At 62.8% G+C, this 18,891-nt stretch carries 16 protein-coding genes and 1 pseudogene; 9 read left to right on the top strand and 8 right to left on the bottom strand.

Going from position 1 to position 18,891, the window contains the following annotated elements; all coding sequences use genetic code 11:
• Positions 1-17: 17 nt before the first annotated feature.
• From glnT to AB7M33_RS25635, 5 genes are all read left to right on the top strand, one after another.
• A complete protein-coding gene (gene glnT / locus AB7M33_RS25655; RefSeq protein WP_027595362.1) occupies positions 18-1,352 on the top strand; it encodes a type III glutamate--ammonia ligase in 1,335 nt (444 codons plus the stop codon).
• Positions 1,353-1,417: 65 nt separating this feature from the next.
• The gene (locus AB7M33_RS25650) at positions 1,418-2,323 is read left to right on the top strand and encodes a class II glutamine amidotransferase (RefSeq protein WP_099429050.1); all 906 of its coding nucleotides are present in this window, start codon (positions 1,418-1,420) and stop codon (positions 2,321-2,323) included.
• 27 nt (positions 2,324-2,350) lie between these two features.
• On the top strand, positions 2,351-3,025 hold the full coding sequence (locus tag AB7M33_RS25645; RefSeq protein WP_454243941.1) for a GltB/FmdC/FwdC-like GXGXG domain-containing protein: 675 nt from the start codon (positions 2,351-2,353) through the stop codon (positions 3,023-3,025).
• 15 nt (positions 3,026-3,040) lie between these two features.
• Entirely contained in the window at positions 3,041-4,366 is a 1,326-nt protein-coding gene (locus AB7M33_RS25640) for an FMN-binding glutamate synthase family protein (protein WP_027595365.1), read from the top strand.
• 147 nt (positions 4,367-4,513) lie between these two features.
• A complete protein-coding gene (locus AB7M33_RS25635; RefSeq protein WP_186682592.1) occupies positions 4,514-5,815 on the top strand; it encodes an ammonium transporter in 1,302 nt (433 codons plus the stop codon).
• 122 nt (positions 5,816-5,937) lie between these two features.
• Here the strand turns inward: AB7M33_RS25635 and AB7M33_RS25630 are convergent, their stop codons facing one another.
• Both AB7M33_RS25630 and AB7M33_RS25625 read right to left on the bottom strand, forming a co-directional pair.
• On the bottom strand, positions 5,938-7,350 hold the full coding sequence (locus AB7M33_RS25630) for a purine-cytosine permease family protein (RefSeq protein WP_454243940.1): 1,413 nt from the start codon (positions 7,348-7,350) through the stop codon (positions 5,938-5,940).
• Positions 7,351-7,643: 293 nt separating this feature from the next.
• Entirely contained in the window at positions 7,644-8,690 is a 1,047-nt protein-coding gene (locus AB7M33_RS25625) for a phenylacetaldoxime dehydratase family protein (protein ID WP_454243939.1), read from the bottom strand.
• Between the two features lie 166 nt (positions 8,691-8,856).
• Between AB7M33_RS25625 and AB7M33_RS25620 the strand changes: the two genes are divergently transcribed.
• On the top strand, positions 8,857-10,221 hold the full coding sequence (locus AB7M33_RS25620; protein ID WP_454243938.1) for an FAD/NAD(P)-binding protein: 1,365 nt from the start codon (positions 8,857-8,859) through the stop codon (positions 10,219-10,221).
• A 19-nt stretch (positions 10,222-10,240) separates the two neighbouring features.
• Here AB7M33_RS25620 and AB7M33_RS25615 read toward each other — a convergent pair whose 3' ends face one another.
• Complete coding sequence (locus AB7M33_RS25615) at positions 10,241-10,693, bottom strand: Lrp/AsnC family transcriptional regulator (RefSeq protein WP_099453780.1); 453 nt, start codon at positions 10,691-10,693, stop codon at positions 10,241-10,243.
• A gap of 111 nt (positions 10,694-10,804) precedes the next feature.
• Between AB7M33_RS25615 and AB7M33_RS25610 the strand changes: the two genes are divergently transcribed.
• The 3 genes and pseudogenes from AB7M33_RS25610 to AB7M33_RS25600 all read left to right on the top strand — a co-directional run bounded on the left by AB7M33_RS25610 (position 10,805) and on the right by AB7M33_RS25600 (position 14,342).
• Positions 10,805-11,419, top strand: coding sequence for a LysE family translocator (locus AB7M33_RS25610; protein ID WP_454243937.1), 615 nt, complete (start codon positions 10,805-10,807; stop codon positions 11,417-11,419).
• 66 nt (positions 11,420-11,485) lie between these two features.
• Positions 11,486-12,119: pseudogene (locus tag AB7M33_RS25605) on the top strand (LysE family translocator).
• Between the two features lie 87 nt (positions 12,120-12,206).
• Positions 12,207-14,342: a response regulator gene (locus tag AB7M33_RS25600; RefSeq protein ID WP_454243936.1), complete on the top strand. Its 2,136-nt coding sequence runs from the start codon at positions 12,207-12,209 to the stop codon at positions 14,340-14,342.
• Between the two features lie 3 nt (positions 14,343-14,345).
• Here AB7M33_RS25600 and AB7M33_RS25595 read toward each other — a convergent pair whose 3' ends face one another.
• The 5 genes from AB7M33_RS25595 to AB7M33_RS25575 all read right to left on the bottom strand — a co-directional run bounded on the left by AB7M33_RS25595 (position 14,346) and on the right by AB7M33_RS25575 (position 18,887).
• Positions 14,346-16,142, bottom strand: coding sequence for an ATP-binding protein (locus tag AB7M33_RS25595; protein WP_454243935.1), 1,797 nt, complete (start codon positions 16,140-16,142; stop codon positions 14,346-14,348).
• A gap of 307 nt (positions 16,143-16,449) precedes the next feature.
• Positions 16,450-17,013, bottom strand: a complete 564-nt coding sequence (locus AB7M33_RS25590; RefSeq protein WP_454243934.1) for an NUDIX hydrolase — start codon at positions 17,011-17,013, stop codon at positions 16,450-16,452.
• A 2-nt stretch (positions 17,014-17,015) separates the two neighbouring features.
• Positions 17,016-17,780 carry a GntR family transcriptional regulator gene (locus tag AB7M33_RS25585; RefSeq protein WP_033697319.1) on the bottom strand — a complete coding sequence of 255 codons (765 nt, stop codon included), beginning with the start codon at positions 17,778-17,780 and terminating at the stop codon, positions 17,016-17,018.
• 89 nt (positions 17,781-17,869) lie between these two features.
• Positions 17,870-18,259: a carboxymuconolactone decarboxylase family protein gene (locus AB7M33_RS25580; protein WP_016499260.1), complete on the bottom strand. Its 390-nt coding sequence runs from the start codon at positions 18,257-18,259 to the stop codon at positions 17,870-17,872.
• A gap of 142 nt (positions 18,260-18,401) precedes the next feature.
• Positions 18,402-18,887 carry a flavin reductase family protein gene (locus tag AB7M33_RS25575; protein WP_027595375.1) on the bottom strand — a complete coding sequence of 162 codons (486 nt, stop codon included), beginning with the start codon at positions 18,885-18,887 and terminating at the stop codon, positions 18,402-18,404.
• Positions 18,888-18,891 lie beyond the last annotated feature (4 nt).

Genomic DNA, 18,891 nt, shown 5'->3' with positions numbered 1-18,891 from the left:
CCAGGAGTGTTCAACCCATGTTGCCAGCAGAAACCCAGCGCACCCTCGATCAGCACGGCATCAAGTATGTGCTGGCGCAGTTTGTCGACATCCATGGCTCGGCAAAGACCAAATCGGTGCCGGTCTCGGGCCTCAAGATGGTGGCCGAGGAGGGCGCCGGTTTTGCCGGGTTCGCCATCTGCGGCATGGGCATGGAGCCACACGGCCCGGACTTCATGGCCCGGGGCGACCTGGCCACGTTGATCCCGGTCCCCTGGCAGCCCGGTTATGGCCGGGTGGTGTGCGTCGGCCATGTCAACGGCCAGCCCTGGCCTTATGACAGCCGCTACGTTCTGCAGCAGCAGGTGCAGCGCCTGGCCGACAAGGGCTGGACGCTGAACACCGGGCTTGAGCCCGAGTTCAGCCTGTTCCGCCGTGACGAAGGCGGCAAGCTGCAATTGGTGGATGCCTCCGACAACCTCGACAAGCCGTGCTACGACTACAAGGGCCTGTCGCGTTCGCGGCTGTTTCTGGAGCGCCTGACCGAAGCCTTGCAACCCGTGGGCTTCGACATCTACCAGATCGACCACGAAGACGCCAACGGTCAGTTCGAGATCAACTACACCTACAGCGACGCCATGGAGTCGGCCGACCGCTTCACGTTCTTCCGCATGGCGGCCGGCGAAATCGCCAACGACCTGGGGATGATCTGCTCGTTCATGCCCAAGCCCGACCCCAAGCGCGCTGGCAATGGCATGCACTTTCACCTGTCGCTGGCCAGCAGCACCAACAAGAATCTGTTCCATGACGCCAGCGACAGCAGCGGCATGGGCCTGTCGAAGCTGGCGTACCACTTCGCCGCGGGCCTGATGGCCCACGGCCCGGCGCTGTGTGCCTTCGCGGCGCCAACCGTCAACTCCTACAAACGCTTGGTGGTTGGCCGCTCGTTGTCCGGCTCGACCTGGGCCCCAGCCTTCGTTGCCTGGGGCGCCAACAACCGCTCGGCGATGGTCCGCATCCCCTACGGACGCCTTGAGTTCCGCCTGCCGGACGCGGGCTGCAACCCGTACCTGGTCACTGCCGCGATCATCGCTGCTGGCCTGGATGGTATCGACCGCCAGCTCGACCCAGGCGAGATGTGCAACGAGAACCTCTACACCCTGAGCCTCGAAGAAATCGCCGCACGCGGTATCAAGACCCTGCCGCAATCGCTCAAGGAAGCCGCCGACGCGCTCGAGGCCGACCCCCTGTTCCGCGAGGTGCTCGGCGCCGAGATCGTCGACGAGTTCATCAAGCTCAAGCGCATGGAGTGGGTGGAGTACTGCCGCCACGTCTCCGACTGGGAAATCCAGCGTTACACCGAGTTTTTCTGACCGCCCCCATCCCTTGGGCGGCCCTCAAAACAGCGGTCGCCCACTGCCTAGTAAGGAGCATCACTATGTGTGGAATCGTAGGTCTGTACCTGAAGAAGCCTGAGCTGGAAGCCCAGCTCGGCAAGCTCTTCGAACCCATGCTGCACGCCATGACCGACCGTGGCCCCGACAGCGCCGGCTTTGCCATCTACGGCGATGAAGTGGCCGACGGCTGGGTAAAACTGACGTTGCAGGCCCTTGATGCGGGCTATTCGTGGGCCAGCTTGATGGGGCAACTGGAAGGGCGCTTGGGCTGCTCGCTGGACTGGTTTCAGAACGCCAGCGCCGCCGTGCTCAAGGTGCACACCACGGAAGCCGCCGCCCGTGCTGCATTGGCCGAGCTGGCTCCTGAAGTGCGCATCATGAGCGCCGGGCAGAGCATCGAAATCCTTAAGGGCATGGGCCTGCCGGCCGAGATTTCCAGCCGCTTCGGCCTGGCCGGCATGAAGGGCAGCCACATCATCGGCCACACCCGCATGGCCACCGAAAGCGCGGTGACCCTGGAGGGCAGCCACCCGTTCTCCACCGGCGCCGACCTGTGCCTGGTGCACAACGGGTCGCTGTCCAACCACTTCCGCCTGCGCCAGGAACTCAAGCGTGAAGGCATCAGCTTCGAGACCGACAACGACACCGAAGTGGCTGCCGGCTACCTGACCTGGCGCCTGCAGCAGGGCGATACCCTGGCCAAGGCTTTGGACGGGGCTCTGCAAGATCTGGACGGGTTCTTCACCTTTGCCATTGGCACCCGCAACGGCTTCGCGGTGATTCGCGACCCGATCGCCTGCAAGCCAGCGGTGCTGGCTGAAACCGACGACTACGTTGCCATGGCCTCCGAGTACCAGGCCCTGGCCAGCCTGCCCGGTATTGAAAACGCCAAGGTCTGGGAGCCGGCGCCGGCCACCCTGTACGTCTGGGAGCGCGAAAGCGCCTGACCTGCCACCGAACCTCTGGAGAACCTTATGAAGACGATCGACCTTTCCAGCACTTCGGTGCGTGTCCTTAACCAGTCCCTGCACGGTGAGGTGCAAGACCGTGAGTGGCGCGTGATGCGCCCCGACGGCAAACACAACCTGGCTGTCGGCATCAACGAAGACGTTTCGGTAGAGATCGACGGCCATGCCGGCTACTACTGCGCCGGCATGAACCAGAAAGCCAACATTACGGTGCACGGCAATGTGGGCGTGGGCGTGGCGGAAAACATGATGTCCGGCTCGGTGCGGGTCAAGGGCAGTGCCTCCCAGGCCGCCGGTGCAACCGCCCACGGTGGGTTGCTGGTGATCGAGGGCGACGCCGGTGCCCGTTGCGGTATTTCCATGAAGGGCGTCGACATCGTGGTCGGCGGCAGCATTGGCCACATGAGCTGCTTCATGGGCCAGGCCGGGCGTTTGGTGGTGTGCGGCGACGCCGGCGATGCGCTGGGCGACTCGCTGTACGAGGTGCGCATCTACGTCAAGGGCACGGTCCAGTCGCTGGGTTCGGACTGTATCGAGAAAGAGATGCGCGCCGAGCACCTGCAAGAGCTTCAAACGCTGCTGAACGACGCGGGCCTCGACCATAGAGCCGCCGATTTCAAACGGTATGGCTCGGCCCGTCAGCTGTACAACTTCAAAGTCGACAACGCCTCCGCGTACTGATCCAGGAGCAAACCCATGAGCGAGCAATTCCCCCCGGTACTGCGTGAGTCGGCCACCTTCGATCGCCTGACCATCCAGGAAATCCAGCGTGCCGCCGAAACCGGCATCTATGACATCCGCGGCGGTGGCACCAAGCGCCGCGTGCCGCACTTCGATGACCTGCTGTTGCTCGGCGCCAGCGTGTCGCGCTACCCGCTGGAAGGCTACCGCGAAAAATGCGGCACCGACGTGGTGCTGGGCACCCGCTTTGCCAAAAAGCCGATCCACCTGAAGATCCCGGTGACCATCGCCGGCATGAGCTTCGGCGCGCTGTCGGCCAACGCCAAGGAAGCGTTGGGCCGTGGTGCGACCATCGCCGGCACCAGCACCACCACCGGTGACGGTGGCATGACCCCGGAAGAGCGGGGCCAGTCGCAGCACCTGGTGTACCAGTACCTGCCGTCGCGCTACGGCATGAACCCGGACGACCTGCGCAAGGCCGACGCCATCGAGATCGTCCTTGGCCAGGGCGCCAAGCCGGGCGGTGGCGGCATGTTGCTGGGCATGAAAGTGACCGAGCGCGTGGCCGGCATGCGCACCTTGCCGATCGGTGTCGACCAGCGCAGTGCCTGCCGCCACCCGGACTGGACCGGCCCGGATGACCTGGCGATCAAGATTGCCGAGCTGCGCGAGATCACCGATTGGGAAAAACCCATCTACGTGAAAATCGGTGCCAGCCGCCCGTACTACGACGTCAAGCTGGCGGTGAAGGCCGGCGCTGACGTGATCGTGCTCGATGGCATGCAGGGCGGTACTGCCGCGACCCAGGAAGTGTTCATCGAGCACGTCGGCATTCCGATCCTGCCGGCCATCCCGCAGGCCGTGCAGGCGCTGCAGGAGATGGGCATGCACCGCAAGGTGCAGTTGATTGTCTCGGGTGGCATCCGCAACGGCGCCGATGTGGCCAAGGCCATGGCCCTGGGCGCTGACGCGGTAGCCATCGGCACCGCCGCGCTGATCGCCCTGGGCGACAACCACCCGCGCCTGGATGCGCAGTTGAAGGCACTTGGCTCGGCCGCCGGTTTCTACGATGACTGGCAGAACGGCCGCGACCCAGCCGGTATCACCACCCAGGACCCGGAACTGGCCAAGCGTCTGAACCCTGAAGAGGCCGGCCGGCGCCTGGCCAACTACCTGCGCGTGCTGGTGCTGGAGGCGCAGACCATGGCCCGTGCCTGCGGCAAGTCGCACCTGCACAACCTGGACCCTGAGGACTTGGTGGCGCTGACCGTGGAAGCAGCCGCCATGGCCCGGGTACCGCTGGCCGGTACTGCCTGGGTACCAGGCCAGGCTCAGTACTGATCCAACCTTCTGGGGCCGCTTTGCGGCCCTTTCGCGACACAAGGCCGCTCCTACAGATGATCGCGATCCGTTGTAGGAGCGGCCTTGTGTCGCGAAAGGGCTGCGAAGCAGCCCCCGATGCATCCCCATTCGCACAGGAGTGACGCCATGAAGCTTGCCCTTGCTGTTGTGCTGTTGGCATTGACGCCGTTGGCTCACGCCGCCGAGCCCACCCTGGACACCGGCAATACCGCCTGGATGATCTGCGCGGCGATGTTCGTGCTGATGATGTGCATCCCGGGCCTCGCGCTGTTCTACGGCGGCATGGTGCGGGCCAAGAACTTTCTCTCGGTGTTCACCCAGCTGTTCGCCGTGGCCGGGCTCATCGGCATCCTCTGGGTGCTGTTCGGCTACAGCCTGGTGGTGGATACCCGCGGTATGGTTGAAGGCCAACTGACCTTCAACAGTTTTATTGGCGGCCTGGACAAGGCGCTGATGCTGAACATCGGCCATGACAGCCTGGTAGGGACCATCCCGGAAGGTGTCTTCGCGGTATTTCAGCTGACCTTCGCGATCATCACGCCTGCGCTGATTGCTGGCGGCTTTGCCGAACGCATGAAATTCAGTGCCTCGTTGTTGTTCATGGGCGCCTGGTTCGTCCTGGTGTACGCACCGATTGCCCATATGGTCTGGGGCGGGCCAGGGGCATTGATGGTCAACTGGGGCGTGCTGGACTTTGCCGGCGGCACCGCAGTGCACATCAACTCCGGTGTGGCGGCGCTGGCTGCAGCGTTGATGCTAGGCAAGCGCAAGGGCTACCCACAGGTGGCCATGCCGCCGCACAACCTCGGCTTCACCCTGGTAGGTGCCGGTTTGCTGTGGGTGGGCTGGTTTGGGTTCAACGTGGGCTCGGGGCTTGCGGCCAACGAAGGGGCAGGGGTGGTGATGCTGGCGACCATGGTGGCTGCCTGCGCAGGGATTGTCGGTTGGCTGATTACCGAAAAGCTCATGCATGGGCGGCCCACTGCACTGGGGGCGGCCTCAGGTGCGTTGGCCGGGTTGGTTGGCATCACGCCGGCGTGCGCCTTTGTCGGGCCGTTGGGGGCGCTGGTGATCGGCTTGCTGACGGGGGCTATCTGCTTCTTCGCGGTGACCCGGCTGAAGCAGGCATTGGGGTATGACGACAGCCTCGACGTGTTCGGCCTGCATGGCGTGGGCGGGATGGTTGGCGCGCTATTGACCGGGGTGTTTGCCGCGCCGTCGTTGGGCGGCTATGTGGAAGGCATTACGCCCCTTGGGCAAGCACTGGTGCAACTGAAAGGCGTGGCCTTTACCTTTGGTTATTGCTTTGTGGTGAGCTGGGCGATTCTGGGCGCCATCAAGCTGACTGTCGGGCTGCGGGCCAGCCGGGAGGAGGAAGAGCAGGGGCTGGACCTGGCGGAGCACAATGAGCGGGCTTATAACCTCTGACTACAAGGTGTCTGTACCGGCCTCTTCGCGGGCAAGCCCGCACACAGCAGTACCACATTGCCCGAATCTGTGGTCCCCCTGTGGGAGCGGGCTTGCCCGCGAAGAGGCCAGTACAGGATGAATCAGTGCCCCATGGCCAGCTTGGCACTCACTTGCCGGCGACGATAGGCACTGTCACGGCTAGCCAGCCACCAGTACAACGGCGAGGTAATCGCCAGCCCCACCAGCCACGACAGGTCTGCCCCGTTGATGTGCTCGGAAACCGGCCCGACATACAGCGGCGTGTTCATGAACGGGATCTGCACCACGATGCCCACGGCGTAGGCCACCAGCGCTTGCGGGTTGTAACGCCCGTAGATACCGCCATCGACCTTGAAGATCGACTGGATGTCGTAGTCACCCTTGTGGATGGCATAGAAGTCGATCAGGTTGATCGCCGTCCACGGCACCAGCACCACCAGCAGCACCAGCACCATGTCGACGAAGTGGCCGATGAAGTCCTTCGATGCGCACACGGCCACCACACTGCAAGCCGCCAGCACGATCAGCGACAGCACCGCACGGCTTTTGGCGGTGGGGATCCAGCGGTAGGCGAAGGTCTGGATCAGGGTAATGATCGACAGCACCGCGCCATACAGGTTGAGGGCGTTGTGGCTGATCACGCTGAGCAGGAACAGCACCAGCATGATCGGGCCCAGGGTGCCGGTGGCGAGTTTCACCGCGTCCATGGTGTCCATTCCGGCCGGGATCGCCAGCACCGCGACCGCGCCGAAGATGAACGACAGGCTCGAGCCCAGCACAGAGCCCAGGTAAGTGGTCCAGAAGGTCGAACTGACCTTGACGTCGGCCGGCAGGTAGCGCGAATAGTCCGACACATACGGGGCAAAGGCGATCTGCCATAACGCTGCCAGCGACACCGTGGCCAGCCAGCCGGCCAGGTTGAAACCGCCGCGGGTGAGGAAGTCGTCACTTTGCACGTGGGTGAAGATATAGCCGAAGCCGACCACGATACCGATGCCCAGCACCCAGGTGCCGATGCGGTTGAGCACATGGATAAAGCGGTAACCGATGATGCCGATGATGCCCGACCCCAGTGCGCCAATGACGATACCCACCGGTACCGGCACGGCTTCGACCACGCCATGCAGCGACTTGCCCGCGAGGACGATGTTGGAGGCGAAGAACCCGATGTACATGACCCCGGCGATCACCACCACCAGCAGCGCGCCAAGCGTGCCGAACTGGGCGCGGCTCTGGATCATCTGCGGGATGCCCATCTGCGGGCCCTGGGCCGAGTGCAGCGCCATCAGCACCCCGCCGACCAGGTGGCCGACCAGGATGGCGACGATGCCCCACACCAGGTTCAGGTGAAACAACTGCACGCCCAGCGCGCCGGTGACGATGGGCAGGGGCGCGATATTGCCCCCGAACCACAGTGTGAACAGATCCCTTACCTTTCCATGGCGGTCTTGCGGGGGCACGTAGCCGATCGTGTATTTTTCTATGAGGGGTGCCGAGTTGGCTGCACTGGTCATGACTGACTCCAAGGCAAGGTAGGGCATGGGGTACTGCCCGGGTGCGTGCCGGCGAAGGGCGACGCGTTCTTGTTGGAGGGATGATGGGGGGTGCGGGGATAACGAGAAATTAGTAAATATGTGCCCATAAACCTTAAAAAACCTAAGGCTGACAAAAGGTTAAGGGACGAGTGGTAGCAAGGAGCGGGCCACCGGGCTGGAAGGCCCGGGGTAGGTGGGGTGAAACAGGCAAATGGTTTATATCGGTATGCCAGGTTGGTGCGGGTGGCCAATTGAGGTGCAGGTAAGCGTTCTTAGGGCTTGAGGCCATTGAGCAACCCGGTGCGGGGATGGCAATTGATGTATTCGTATCGTTGGGCGTCCGCTTCCAGCACACTGACTTCGTGATACCCCCGCCATTTTAGGTCTGCCTTGAAGGTCTGCACCATCTGCATGAACGTGCCAAATATTTTCACGTGGGTTGGGTGCGATTCTGACCATCGCTCAAGATCGCACAGCGAATGCCAATGGCTTACCGAAAAGCTCTTCTCGATCTCGCGGCCATCCGCGTCGATGTGCTTCATGTAGCGATTGCTATAGCAGCCTATGGGCACTCCTTCGTCGCGCAGGTAGTCCATCGCCTGCCGCAATATGGGCTCCATCTGTTCCAGATAGCGTGAGCGTTCCAGCGCTTGCGTATCGCTCCAATCTTGGCCGGAGCGAATCACCACGAGATTCTGGTGGCCAGTCACATTCGTCTGCGGCCCCTCGTGGTTTGCCTCGAGGTGCCCACGGGCTCTGAGTGCGTCGGTTTGAGCCAGAGGCATTCGGTCGCGCATCGAACCCCAGTAACCGTGTTCCTGGATCTCCTCGCTGCAACCACCCATCACTACACCCACCCCCTCCGGGCGGTCAGGTGTCGAATAGAACGTCTCCAGGCGGTTGACAGTCGGCTTGAGGATTTCGCGAAAGTAGCCCAGCCCATCCGTCCTTCGCTGGGGGCATTCCCACCATTCAGAAATTTGCGCAGCAGCATTCCAGCGCTCGAATTCCAGCACGTCGCTCCAGTACGCAATCACCAGTCTGTTGTCGAACCCTTCGAGGTCAATGTACTGAGTCAGGTCGTAGTGAGCAGGCCCATGCGGCAGGCCCAGGCTACGGATAAGTTCAAGATGGGATGCGCGTAGGGCCTGCTGGTGTTGTGCTCCGAACGCCTGAACACCGAGATAGGCCATGACGTATTGTTTTACCTGGCCGTCCGCTCGCCCCACCCAGCCTGGAAACGGCGGAGCAAAGTTATCGGGCATGCGCTGGGGCCTATTGCGAGGGCAGACAAGGCTTTTATCGATAGCCGATTCCATGGTGCGATGCCTCTGGGGTTTGGGGCTTGATTGCATTGTGTTGTGTGCGGGCGCTCAATCAAACTGGCATTTTTGTCAGTTGTGAGGCCTTCCCATCAATGCTCCACTGACCGAACTCTCCTCAGCTGTAGCCAGGACACACGATCAACTATCAGGGGTTGGTTTAATGGACATTGCTATCGTCGGTGCAGGCCCAACAGGGATCATCAACGCAATCTCATTGTGCAACGCACCTTATGCCAGCCAGATCAGATTGCACATCTTTGACCCCGGTAAACCCTGCTGCGGCAGATCAATGAACACCGACACGCAAGCGATGCGGCTGAACACGAGCCTGGCGGTTACGTTTATTGACCCAGACAACACGCGTGACTTGTTTGAGTTTGTGCAAGCACAAAGTCCCTTTACAAAACCCGAAGACGTAGCGCCTCGCGAAATGGTCGCGAAGTACCTGAGGGCACGGTTCAGGCAGGCGAGAAAGCGGCTCAAGAGCGGCAATATCGTAAAACAAACCGTGGAAGAACTTTGGACTGGAAAAGACGGGCGCCTGGTGGTCGTGACGGCCCAAGCGCAACGGAGCTACGACGCGGTGATTATCGCAACAGGCCTGCCTTTCAAGGCATTGTCGGCGCAAGTCGGGGCGCAACCTGTTATTTCTCCCTATCCTGGCCGCTCTCTGATCGGCCTGAACCGGGATGCGCCGGTGCTGGTACTCGGTAGTCGCCTATCGGCCGTCGATGTCCTGGTTCAGCTCGCCAAACAAAAACACAAAGGGCCTATTACTCTGTACTCGCGCTGCGGTTATTTCCCGTCGGTTCGTCGCCTACTGCTCAAAACAGAGGGGCAACCGTTTCTGGCCACGTATCGCCACGCGGCAAGCAGACAGCCCGAGGGCTATTCGAGGGTAGATTGTCTGGTGGAATTGTTCGTGCAGCACCTCCAGCGTGGTGGCAGAGCGTTATCTGACATGATCATTGCGAACGGGCGTGATGGCGCTACTCAGCTGCATCACGATGTGCAGATGTGCAGAAACGATCAGAACAGTTGGCAAGCCATCGCCATGGACGTCATCGATGCAATGAATGAGCTCTTGCCAACGCTGGACGTCGGTGAGAGGTCGCGGTTCATGACGCACGTGCACCCTTGGCTCGGACGGTTCACCTTCGCGATGCCATTGTGCAATGCCGAAATCGTCGACGGCTTGTTTGCCTCTGGGCAGCTCAGGATTTTGAGCCGGGACGAGGTACTGACGCAAGATAGGAGCGCTGGCTCGGTGATCGTCAATGCCACGGGGCTCGAACCGGCAGAGCGCGACCCTCTTTTGGCTCATTTGGGTAAAAGTGGCCTGATTCGCTTCAATGGGTTGGGGGGGCTGGCGGCCGATTCCGTTAGCTGCCGATTGAATGAACAATGGCCGCTGTACGGCAATGGCGCCATCTTGCAGGGTGAGGTTTATACCTCGAGTTCGATCTACTCCAGCAGTTATGGCGCACAGAAGATAACCGGTGATATCGGGCGCTTATTGGCATGACGCCAATAGGTCAACACAGTCACATAGGTAACATCCGGTCCTGAATCACTTCCTTCATCACCAACGTCGAACTCAACCGCTTCACGTTGGGAATGCTGGTCAGGTGTTCGTCATACAGCTTCTGAAACGCTGGCAGGTCCTTCGCCACCACGTGCAGCAGGTAGTCCGGGTCGCCGAACAGCCGCTGCGCCTCGACGATCTGGGGGATTTCGGCCAACGCTGCCTCGAAGTCAGCCACCGGCTGGCGCGTCACCTCGCGCAGGGTGACGAACACCAGCGCGGCGAAGTTCAGCCCCAGTGCAGTCGGCGCCAGGCGCGCGTGATAGCCCAGGATAGCGCCCGATTCCTCCAGCGCCTTCAGCCGGCGATGGCAGGGCGACAGGCTCAGGCCCACGCGATCCGCCAACTCGGTCACCGACAAGCGACCATCTTTTTGCAGCTCGGCAAGGATTTTTCGATCAGTTCTATCCATGGAGAAGAATCTTCCAGCATATGTGCGATGACGGGGAATATACGAAAGAAAATGCCCCGAAGGAATCCGTAATCTTTCTGCATACCAAGCCGAGACATAAGGAAGATTCAAGTGGCAATCAGTGTGCTGACGGCGTTCTGGGCCGTGTCGTTGCTGTTCGTGATTACCCCTGGTGCCGACTGGGCCTACGCCATCTCGGCGGGCATGCGTGGCCGCTGGGTGATGCCTGCGGTGGCGGGCATGTTGTCGGGGCACTTCCTTGCGACGCTGGTGGTGGCGGCCGGCGTGGGCAGCCTGTTGGCGGGGCACCCGTTGGCGTTGATGTTGCTGACCTTGGCGGGTTGTACCTACCTGCTGTGGCTGGGCGGCAACCTGCTGCTCAGCCCGGCGGTGCCGGAAGCCGGGCAGGGCGGTGTTGGCAATAGCGGTTCACGCTGGGCCTTCAAAGGCTTTTGCGTGAGCGGGCTCAACCCCAAGGTGTTTCTGCTGTTCCTGGCCTTGCTGCCGCAATTCACCGACCCGCAGTCAAGCTGGCCGGTGCCGGTGCAGATCCTGCTGCTGGGGCTGGTGCATCTGTGCAGCTCGCTGGTGATCTATTCGCTGGTGGGGTACGGCGCCAAGGCCGTCTTGAGCACTCGGCCAGGGGCGGCGAAGATGGTCGGGCGGGTGTCGGGCGTGGCGATGATCGCCGTGGCCTTGGGGCTGATTGCCGGGCAGTTGGGCTGACGCTACCGGCGCTGACGCCGCTCGGATACACTCGCCGCTACTTTTCGCACAACCAGGATGTGCCCCATGCCCGAAACCGCCCAACTGCTGACCTTCGCATTGATCTGCCTAGGTATGGTGCTGACGCCCGGCCCGAACATGATCTACCTGATTTCCCGGTCGATCTGCCAGGGCCGAAAGGCGGGGTTGATTTCCCTCCGGTGGTGTGGCCTTGGGCTTCGTCATCTATATGCTCTGCGCTGCACTGGGCATCAGCGCGCTGGTCATGGCGGTGCCGTTTGCCTACGACGTGCTGCGCATCGGTGGCGCACTGTACCTGTTGTACCTGGCCTGGCAGGCGCTTCGGCCTGGCGGCAACTCGCCATTCCAGGTCCGCGACCTGCCAGCGGACAGCCCGCGGCGGCTGTTCACCATGGGCTTTGCCACCAGCCTGCTGAACCCCAAGATCGCCGTCATGTACCTGTCGTTGATGCCGCAGTTCATCGAGCCCGGTCACGGCAGCGTGTTGGTGCAGTCGCTGGTGCTCGGGTCTACGCAAATCGCCATCAGCGTTTCGGTCAATGCCTTGATCGCGGTGATGGCTGGCTCCATCGCCGTGTTCTTAGGCGGGCGGCCCCTGTGGCAGCGCGTTCAGCGCTGGTTGATGGGCACTGTGCTGGCCGGGTTGGCCTTGCGCATGCTGGCTGAAGGGCGCCGTTGAAAAACGTCTGAAAGCAAGGGAACGAACGGGTACTTGCAGGCCTCCTATCCATCAGATGGATGGCAATGTGCCCGGGACTTCCCTGACATGAGATCGCTTCAACAACCCCCCACCGACGCGGGCAACCCACCGTTGGGCTTTCTGCTCAACGGCGGTAGCGTCGGCAGCCTGCTCCAGTCGATGGACTGGCGCGGCTCGCCGGTGGGCCCACCCCACACCTGGTCGCCGCACCTGCAGACGGTCATGGGCACGCTGCTGCCGGCGCAAGCGCAGTGCGTGCTGTTCTGGGGGCCGGCCTACGTGGCGCTGTACAACGATGCCTATGCACCGAGCATTGGCACCAAGCACCCGCAGGCATTGGGGCGGCCGGCCCAGGAAAACTGGAGCGAGCTGTGGGACGACCTGGAGCCGTTGCTGCGCGGTGTGCGCGAGAGCGGCCAGACCTTCTCGGCCAAGGATCGCCCTTTCTACATCGAGCGCCACGGCGTGGGTGAAACGGCCTATTTCGATGTGTCCTATTCCGCCGTGCGCGAGGCTGACGGCAGCGTTGGTGGGGTGCTGTGCCTGGTGACCGAGACTACCGAGCGCGTACGCTTCCAGCAGCGCCAGGCCTTTTTGCTGGAGCTGGGCCGTGCTTTACCCGCGCTGGGTGATGCAGAGCGGATCGAAGCGTTCGCGGTAAGTCGGCTGGCACGGCGACTCGGCGCGGCACGGGTCTATTTTGGTGAAGACCAAGGCGACGGTAGCAACTTCCAGGTAGCACATGACTGGTCCGCGGGCTTGCCCTCGTTCGTCGGCCAGCATGCCTACGCGAGCTTCGGTGCTTCGTTGCGCGAGCAACTGGCAGCGGGGCAGGTGGTGCAGCAGCCTCACAGCCTGCATGTGCCGGTCCTGCGCGCTGGCCGGCTGGAGACCACCCTGAGTGTGCATTTCCATATCCCGCACCCGTGCCCTGAAGACGAATGCCAGCTGGTGGAAGAGAGCGCCAAGCAAGCGTGGGCGGCGATTACCCATGCCAGGGCCGAGCGCGCGCTGCACCTGCTCAACGAAAGCCTGGAGGAGCGCGTGGCGTCGGCCCTGGCTCAGCGCGAATCCGCGATGCTGCAGCTGCACGAAGCCCACAAGCTGGAAATGATCGGGCAATTGACCGGCGGCATCGCCCATGACCTCAACAACATGCTCACGCCGATCATTGCCTCGTTCGAGTTGATGCGCCGCAACCCACAGTCCGAGCGTGCCCCCAGGCTGATCGACGGCGGCCTGCAGGCTGCCGAGCGGGCGCGCAACCTGGTCGGTCGGCTGCTCAGTTTCGCCCGCCGGCAAACCCTCAAACCCCAAGCCGTATCTCTGGCGGCGCTGGTGGAAGACATGCGTGAGCTGATCGCCCGTTCGCTGGGGCCGACCATTACCGTGCACGTGCAGGTCGACCCGGCGCTACCGGCCGTGGTGGCCGACCCTCATCAACTGGAGCTGGCCTTGCTCAACCTGGTGGTCAATGGCCGTGACGCGATGGCTGACGGCGGCGAGTTGAGTATCGTCGCCGGTATCGATGCAAACGGCCCGCCGAGGCCGGATGGTGTGGCCGCGGCGCGGCTGGCCTGGCTACAGGTGCGCGACAGTGGCTGTGGGATGGACGCTGAACAACTGCGCCGCTGCTTCGAGCCCTTCTACTCGACCAAGGCGGTGGGCAAAGGCACCGGCCTAGGCCTGCCGATGGTGCAGGGCTTGGCCGTGCAGTCGGGCGGCGGTTTTACCCTTCGTTCGTGGCCAGGTGAGGGCACCGAGGCGACCTTGTGGCTGCCGACCAGCGATGAGGCGGCAAGCTGCCGCGACAGCGATACAGCCGAAGCGCCATTGGCCGGCCGGAAGAACCACGTGCTGTTGGTCGATGACGAAGCGATCGTACGCCATGCCACAGCGCTGCAACTGCGCGACCTCGGCTACGAAGTGATCGAGGCCGAGAGTGCGGCGGCGGCCTTGCAGCTGGTAGAGCGGGGGCTAGTGCCGGATGTGCTGGTGACCGACCATGTGATGGCCGAGATGACCGGCGTGCGCTTCGCCCAGCAGATGCGCCAGCGCCAGGCCAACCTGCCGGTGCTGATCATTACCGGCTATGCCAACCTGACACCGCGCGAACTCAAAGGCTTCGAAGTGCTGCGCAAGCCGTACCGGCGTGCCGAACTGGCACAGAGTGTGGCGCGGTTACTGGCCGCGCAACGGTAGCCGCTATTCAGAAGCCTCAGGGCCGGCAGAGGGCGCTTGTTGCGGCAGGTACAGGGTAAACGTCGTGCCCTGGCCTTCGACGCTGATCACCTCTACATCGCCTTCGGACTGCTTGGCAAAGCCGAACACCTGGGACAGGCCAAGCCCGGTGCCTTCACCGGGTGCTTTGGTGGTGAAGAAGGGGTCGAAGATGCGATCGAGCAGCTCGCTGGCGATGCCGACACCGCTGTCCACTACCGAGATGGCGGCAAAGGGCCCGGCTTGCCCGGCCTGCCCACGCAGGCCGGGCAAGCGTTGGTTGGCCTGAAGGCGCAGGCGCAAGGTGCCTTCCCCGGCCATGGCGTCGCGGCCGTTGAGCATCAGGTTGATGATCGCGGTTTCGAGTTGGCTGAGGTCGGCGCGGATATGGCAAGGCGCCTCTGGCAGTTCGATTTCCACCTGAACCCGTGCACCGGTAGCGGTATCGAGCATATCGGCCATGGCCTGCAGCCGCGGCCCGGCCTCGAACACTTGTGGGCTCAAGGCCTGCCGACGGGCGAAAGCGAGCAGTTGGCCGGTCAACTTGGCGCCGCGTTCGACGGTGTCGGCAATGGTCTTGAGGTAGCGCTCGCGGCGTGCTTCGTCCAGGTTGGGACGCTGCAAGAAGTGCAATGACGAGCGGATGATGGTCAGCAGGTTGTTGAAGTCGTGTGCCACACCGCCAGTCAACTGGCCGATGGCCTCGAGCTTCTGTGCCTGGCGCAGCACGGCTTCGGTGTGTAGCAGCTGGGTGGTGCGCTCTTCGACGCGGTGCTCCAGGGAGGCGTTGAGCGCCTCCAGCGCGGCCAGGGCTTCACGCACTTCGGCGTGGGCCTGCACCCGTTGGATATGCGACCAGCAGCGTTCGGTGACTTCGCGGATCAGGCGCAGTTCATAGCCCGTCCATACCCGGGGCGCCTTGTCGTGAATAGCCATCAGGGCGGTCAGGCGACCGTCCTTGATCAGCGGCATGCAGATGGTCGCGGTGATGCCGATGGCCTGGAACGTCGCGGCTTCATCGGCGGCCAGTTCGCTGAGGTTGTCATTGATCACCAGCGGTTCGCCTGCGCGCAGTCGGCTGACTGCCAGGCGACCGAAGTCGGCCAGGCGGTATTGGCCGATCAGCCGCGGTGAGCCGGGGGCGACGCTGTCGCCGCAGATGTTGAAGCCGTCCTGGTCGGGGTCCATCACCGCATAGGCGCAACTCGACAGTTGCAGGTGTTCCACCAGCATGCGGGTGGTGATCGCCATGATCCGCTCGGGGTCGGTGGCATTGGCCACTTCGCGGCCCAGGCCGTCGAGAAAGCTCAGGCGCTGGCTGTTGACCACGCTGGTGGTGGTTTCGGTCACAGTGTCTAGCATGCCCAGTACCGTGCCGTCTTCGCCGCGGATCGGGCTGTAGCAGAAGGTGAAGTAGGCGCGTTCGGGGGCACAGTTGCGGTCGATGATCAAGGGAAAGTCTTCGATGTAGACCGCCTCACCGGCCATGGCGCGTTCGGCCATGGCGCTGATTTCGCCCCAGGCCTCCTGCCACACTTCACTGAACGGCCGGCCCAGGGCGAGGGGCTTGCTGCCGAGGATTTGTATGAAGGCGTCGTTGTACAGGGTGATCAGCTCGCTGCCCCATAACACGGCCTGTGGGAAGCGCGAGGCCAGGCACAAGGCCACCGAGGTCTTGAGCGCGCTCGGCCAGGCCTCGAGCGGGCCCAGTGGGCTGTGGGTCCAATCGTGCTGGCGGATGCGCTCGGCCATCAGCCCGCCGCCGTCTAGCCATTTCGCCATATGCGCTCTGCCGGTCCTTTTTGCCTGGGAGGATAAGGGTGCACCGAGAATAGCGAATTGGCGAGGGCTTTGTGTCGTCTGTGCGGGCCTCTTCGCGTGTAGGAGCAGCCTTGTGCTGCGAAGAGGCCAGCGAAAGCAGCGAAGATCTCCGCTGTTATCCCCGGCCTCTTCGCGGGCAAGCCCGCTCCCACAGGCCGGTGTAGGAGCAGCCTTGTGCTGCGAAGAGGCCAGCGAAAGCAGCGAAGATCTCCGCTGTTATCCCCGGCCTCTTCGCAGCACAAGGCTGCTCCTACCGAATCGCGCTGGCTCAGCGAATGAAATGCACCTTGCCGGTATCGTCATTGCCCATGTAGATGCCGTACACCCCGGCCTGGCGCTCCAGGATATAACGCTCGAGAATCTGCCGGATGGCCGGGTAGTAGATCTCGTTCCAGGGGATTTCGTCCGGCTCGAAGAACTTGTAGGCCAGTGTCTCTGGGCCGAACTGGCCGGTCTCCTGCGTGGCGATGGCGCGGAAGATGATGTACACCTCGCTGATCTTGGCCACGCTGAAAATCGAGTAGGGCGAGACGATTTCGGCGTGCACGCCGCTTTCTTCCCACACCTCGCGCAACGCCGCCTGCTCGGTGGTCTCGCCCGCTTCCATGAACCCGGCGGGCAAGGTCCAGGTGCCAGGGCGGGGTGGAATAGCCCGCTGGCACAGCAAGTACTTGCCATCGCGCTCGATGATGCAGCCGGCGATGATTTTCGGGTTGATGTAGTGGATGTAGCCGCAGCCGGTGCAATGCAGGCGTTCGTGGGTGTCGCCTGTGGGAACGCCCCGGGCCAGTTCCGTGGTGCAGTGCGGGCAGTAGCGCGGGGCGTTGGGCATGGTCAGCGGCCTATGCGGGGTTCTATACGTGGCTCTTTGAGGGCCAGGGGCTCGACCATGTCGCGCACCTTGGTGTTGTCATCCTGCTTCTGGCGCAGGTAGTCCAAGGCCACCTTGGCGGCGGCGCGGACGTGATCGACCGAGGCTTGGTGGGCGACCAGTGGGTCACCGCCCTTGATCGCCTCGACGATCTTTTCCATCTCCCGGTTGCTGGCACCGCGGCGGTTTTCCTGCGACACCGAGGTGGCGCGCAGGTAGCTGATGCGGGCCTGCAATTGGCGCAGCTGTTGAGCGGCAACCTGGTTGCCGGAGCCTTCCAGCAGCACATCGTAAAAGCCTTGCACCGAGTCGAGCACCTGTTGTAGTTCGCCTTCCTCCAGGGCTTCGCGGTTGACCTCCAGCGCGCGCTCCAGGGCGCGAATGTCCTTGGCCTTGGCATTGAGGGTGAACAGCTGGACGATCAAGCCTTCGAGCACGCAGCGCAGCTCGTAGATATCGCGGGCATCTTCCAGGGTAATGATGGCCACGCGCGGGCCTTTGGCGTCGGCGAACTCGACCAGGCCTTCGGATTCGAGGTGGCGCAGGGCTTCACGTACAGAGGTGCGGCTGACCCCGAGGCGGTCGCAAAGGTCGCGCTCCACCAGGCGGTCACCTGGCAGCAAGTGGAAGTTCATGATCGCGGCGCGCAGCTTGTCGAGCACGATTTCGCGCAGGGTAACGGGGTTGCGGTTGACCTTGAAGCTGTCGTCGAGTGGCTGGCGTTTCATCAGGTGCGCTCTTTATGAGGCTGTTGCGCCAACCCGCGGAGCACGCCGAACCGGGCGCTGCTCCTTACGGTGGTTCGAACAGCCCGTTGTTAACGGGTTGACTCCGCATCGGCTTCGGCGAACGCTTCGCGGGCCAGGCGGAAACTGTCCACCGCCGCGGGTACGCCGCAATAAATGCCGACTTGGAGCAGGATCTCGCGAATCTGTTCTCGGCTCAGGCCATTACGCAATGCGCCGCGGATGTGCAGCTTGAGTTCGTGGGGCCGGTTGAGCGCGGAAATCATGGCCAAGTTTATCATGCTGCGCTCTTTGAGCGACAAGCCTTCGCGGCCCCAGACATGGCCCCAGCAATACTCGGTGACCAGCTCTTGCAAGGGCTTGGTGAATTCGTCGGCGTTCTGGATCGAGCGGTTGACGTAGTCCTCGCCCAGCACTTGGGTGCGGATCTGCAGGCCTTTCTCGTACTTTTCGTTGCTCATGTGTCTGGCTCCGAATCAAAACAGGGGCCGCAACCAAGGGTGAGAGGGTCGCGCGGCCCCTAAAAAATGGGTGGAACAGGGCCGCTTTGCGGCCCAATCGCCGGCAAGCCGGCGATTGGGCTGCAGGGCAGCCCCAAAGGTATCAGCCCAGCGGGGGCAGGGCGCCCAGCTTGCCTTTGTGGTAGACCATCGGGGTGACCGGATCTGCCGGCAACACCAGGTTTTTCACCGCGCCGACGATGATCGCGTGATCACCGCCGTCGTACTCGCGCCACAGTTCGCACTCGATGATCGCCGTGGCCTTGGCCAGCAACGGGTTGCCCAACTCGCTCAGGTGCCAGTCGATGCCCTTGGCCTTTTCCTTGCCCTTGCCGGCAAAGGCATACGCCTCGGCGGTTTGCTCGGCAGACAGCAGGTGAATGGCGAACTGCTTGCTGTCACGCAGGATCGGGTACGTGTCGGAGGCGTAGTTGGGGCAGAACAGCACCAGTGCCGGCTCGATCGACAGCGCGCTGAACGCGCTGGCGGTGATACCGACGATGCCGCCGTCGGCGTCCAGGGTGGTGACCACCGTAACGCCGGACGGGAAGGAGCCCATCACGTCTTTGTAGATGCCTGGTTCGATCATCTCG

The sequence above is a fragment of the Pseudomonas sp. Y3 TE3536 genome, assembly GCF_053629175.1.
The sequence above is the reverse complement of the archived record's forward strand: the minus strand, read 5'-3'. Positions and strand labels throughout refer to the sequence as shown.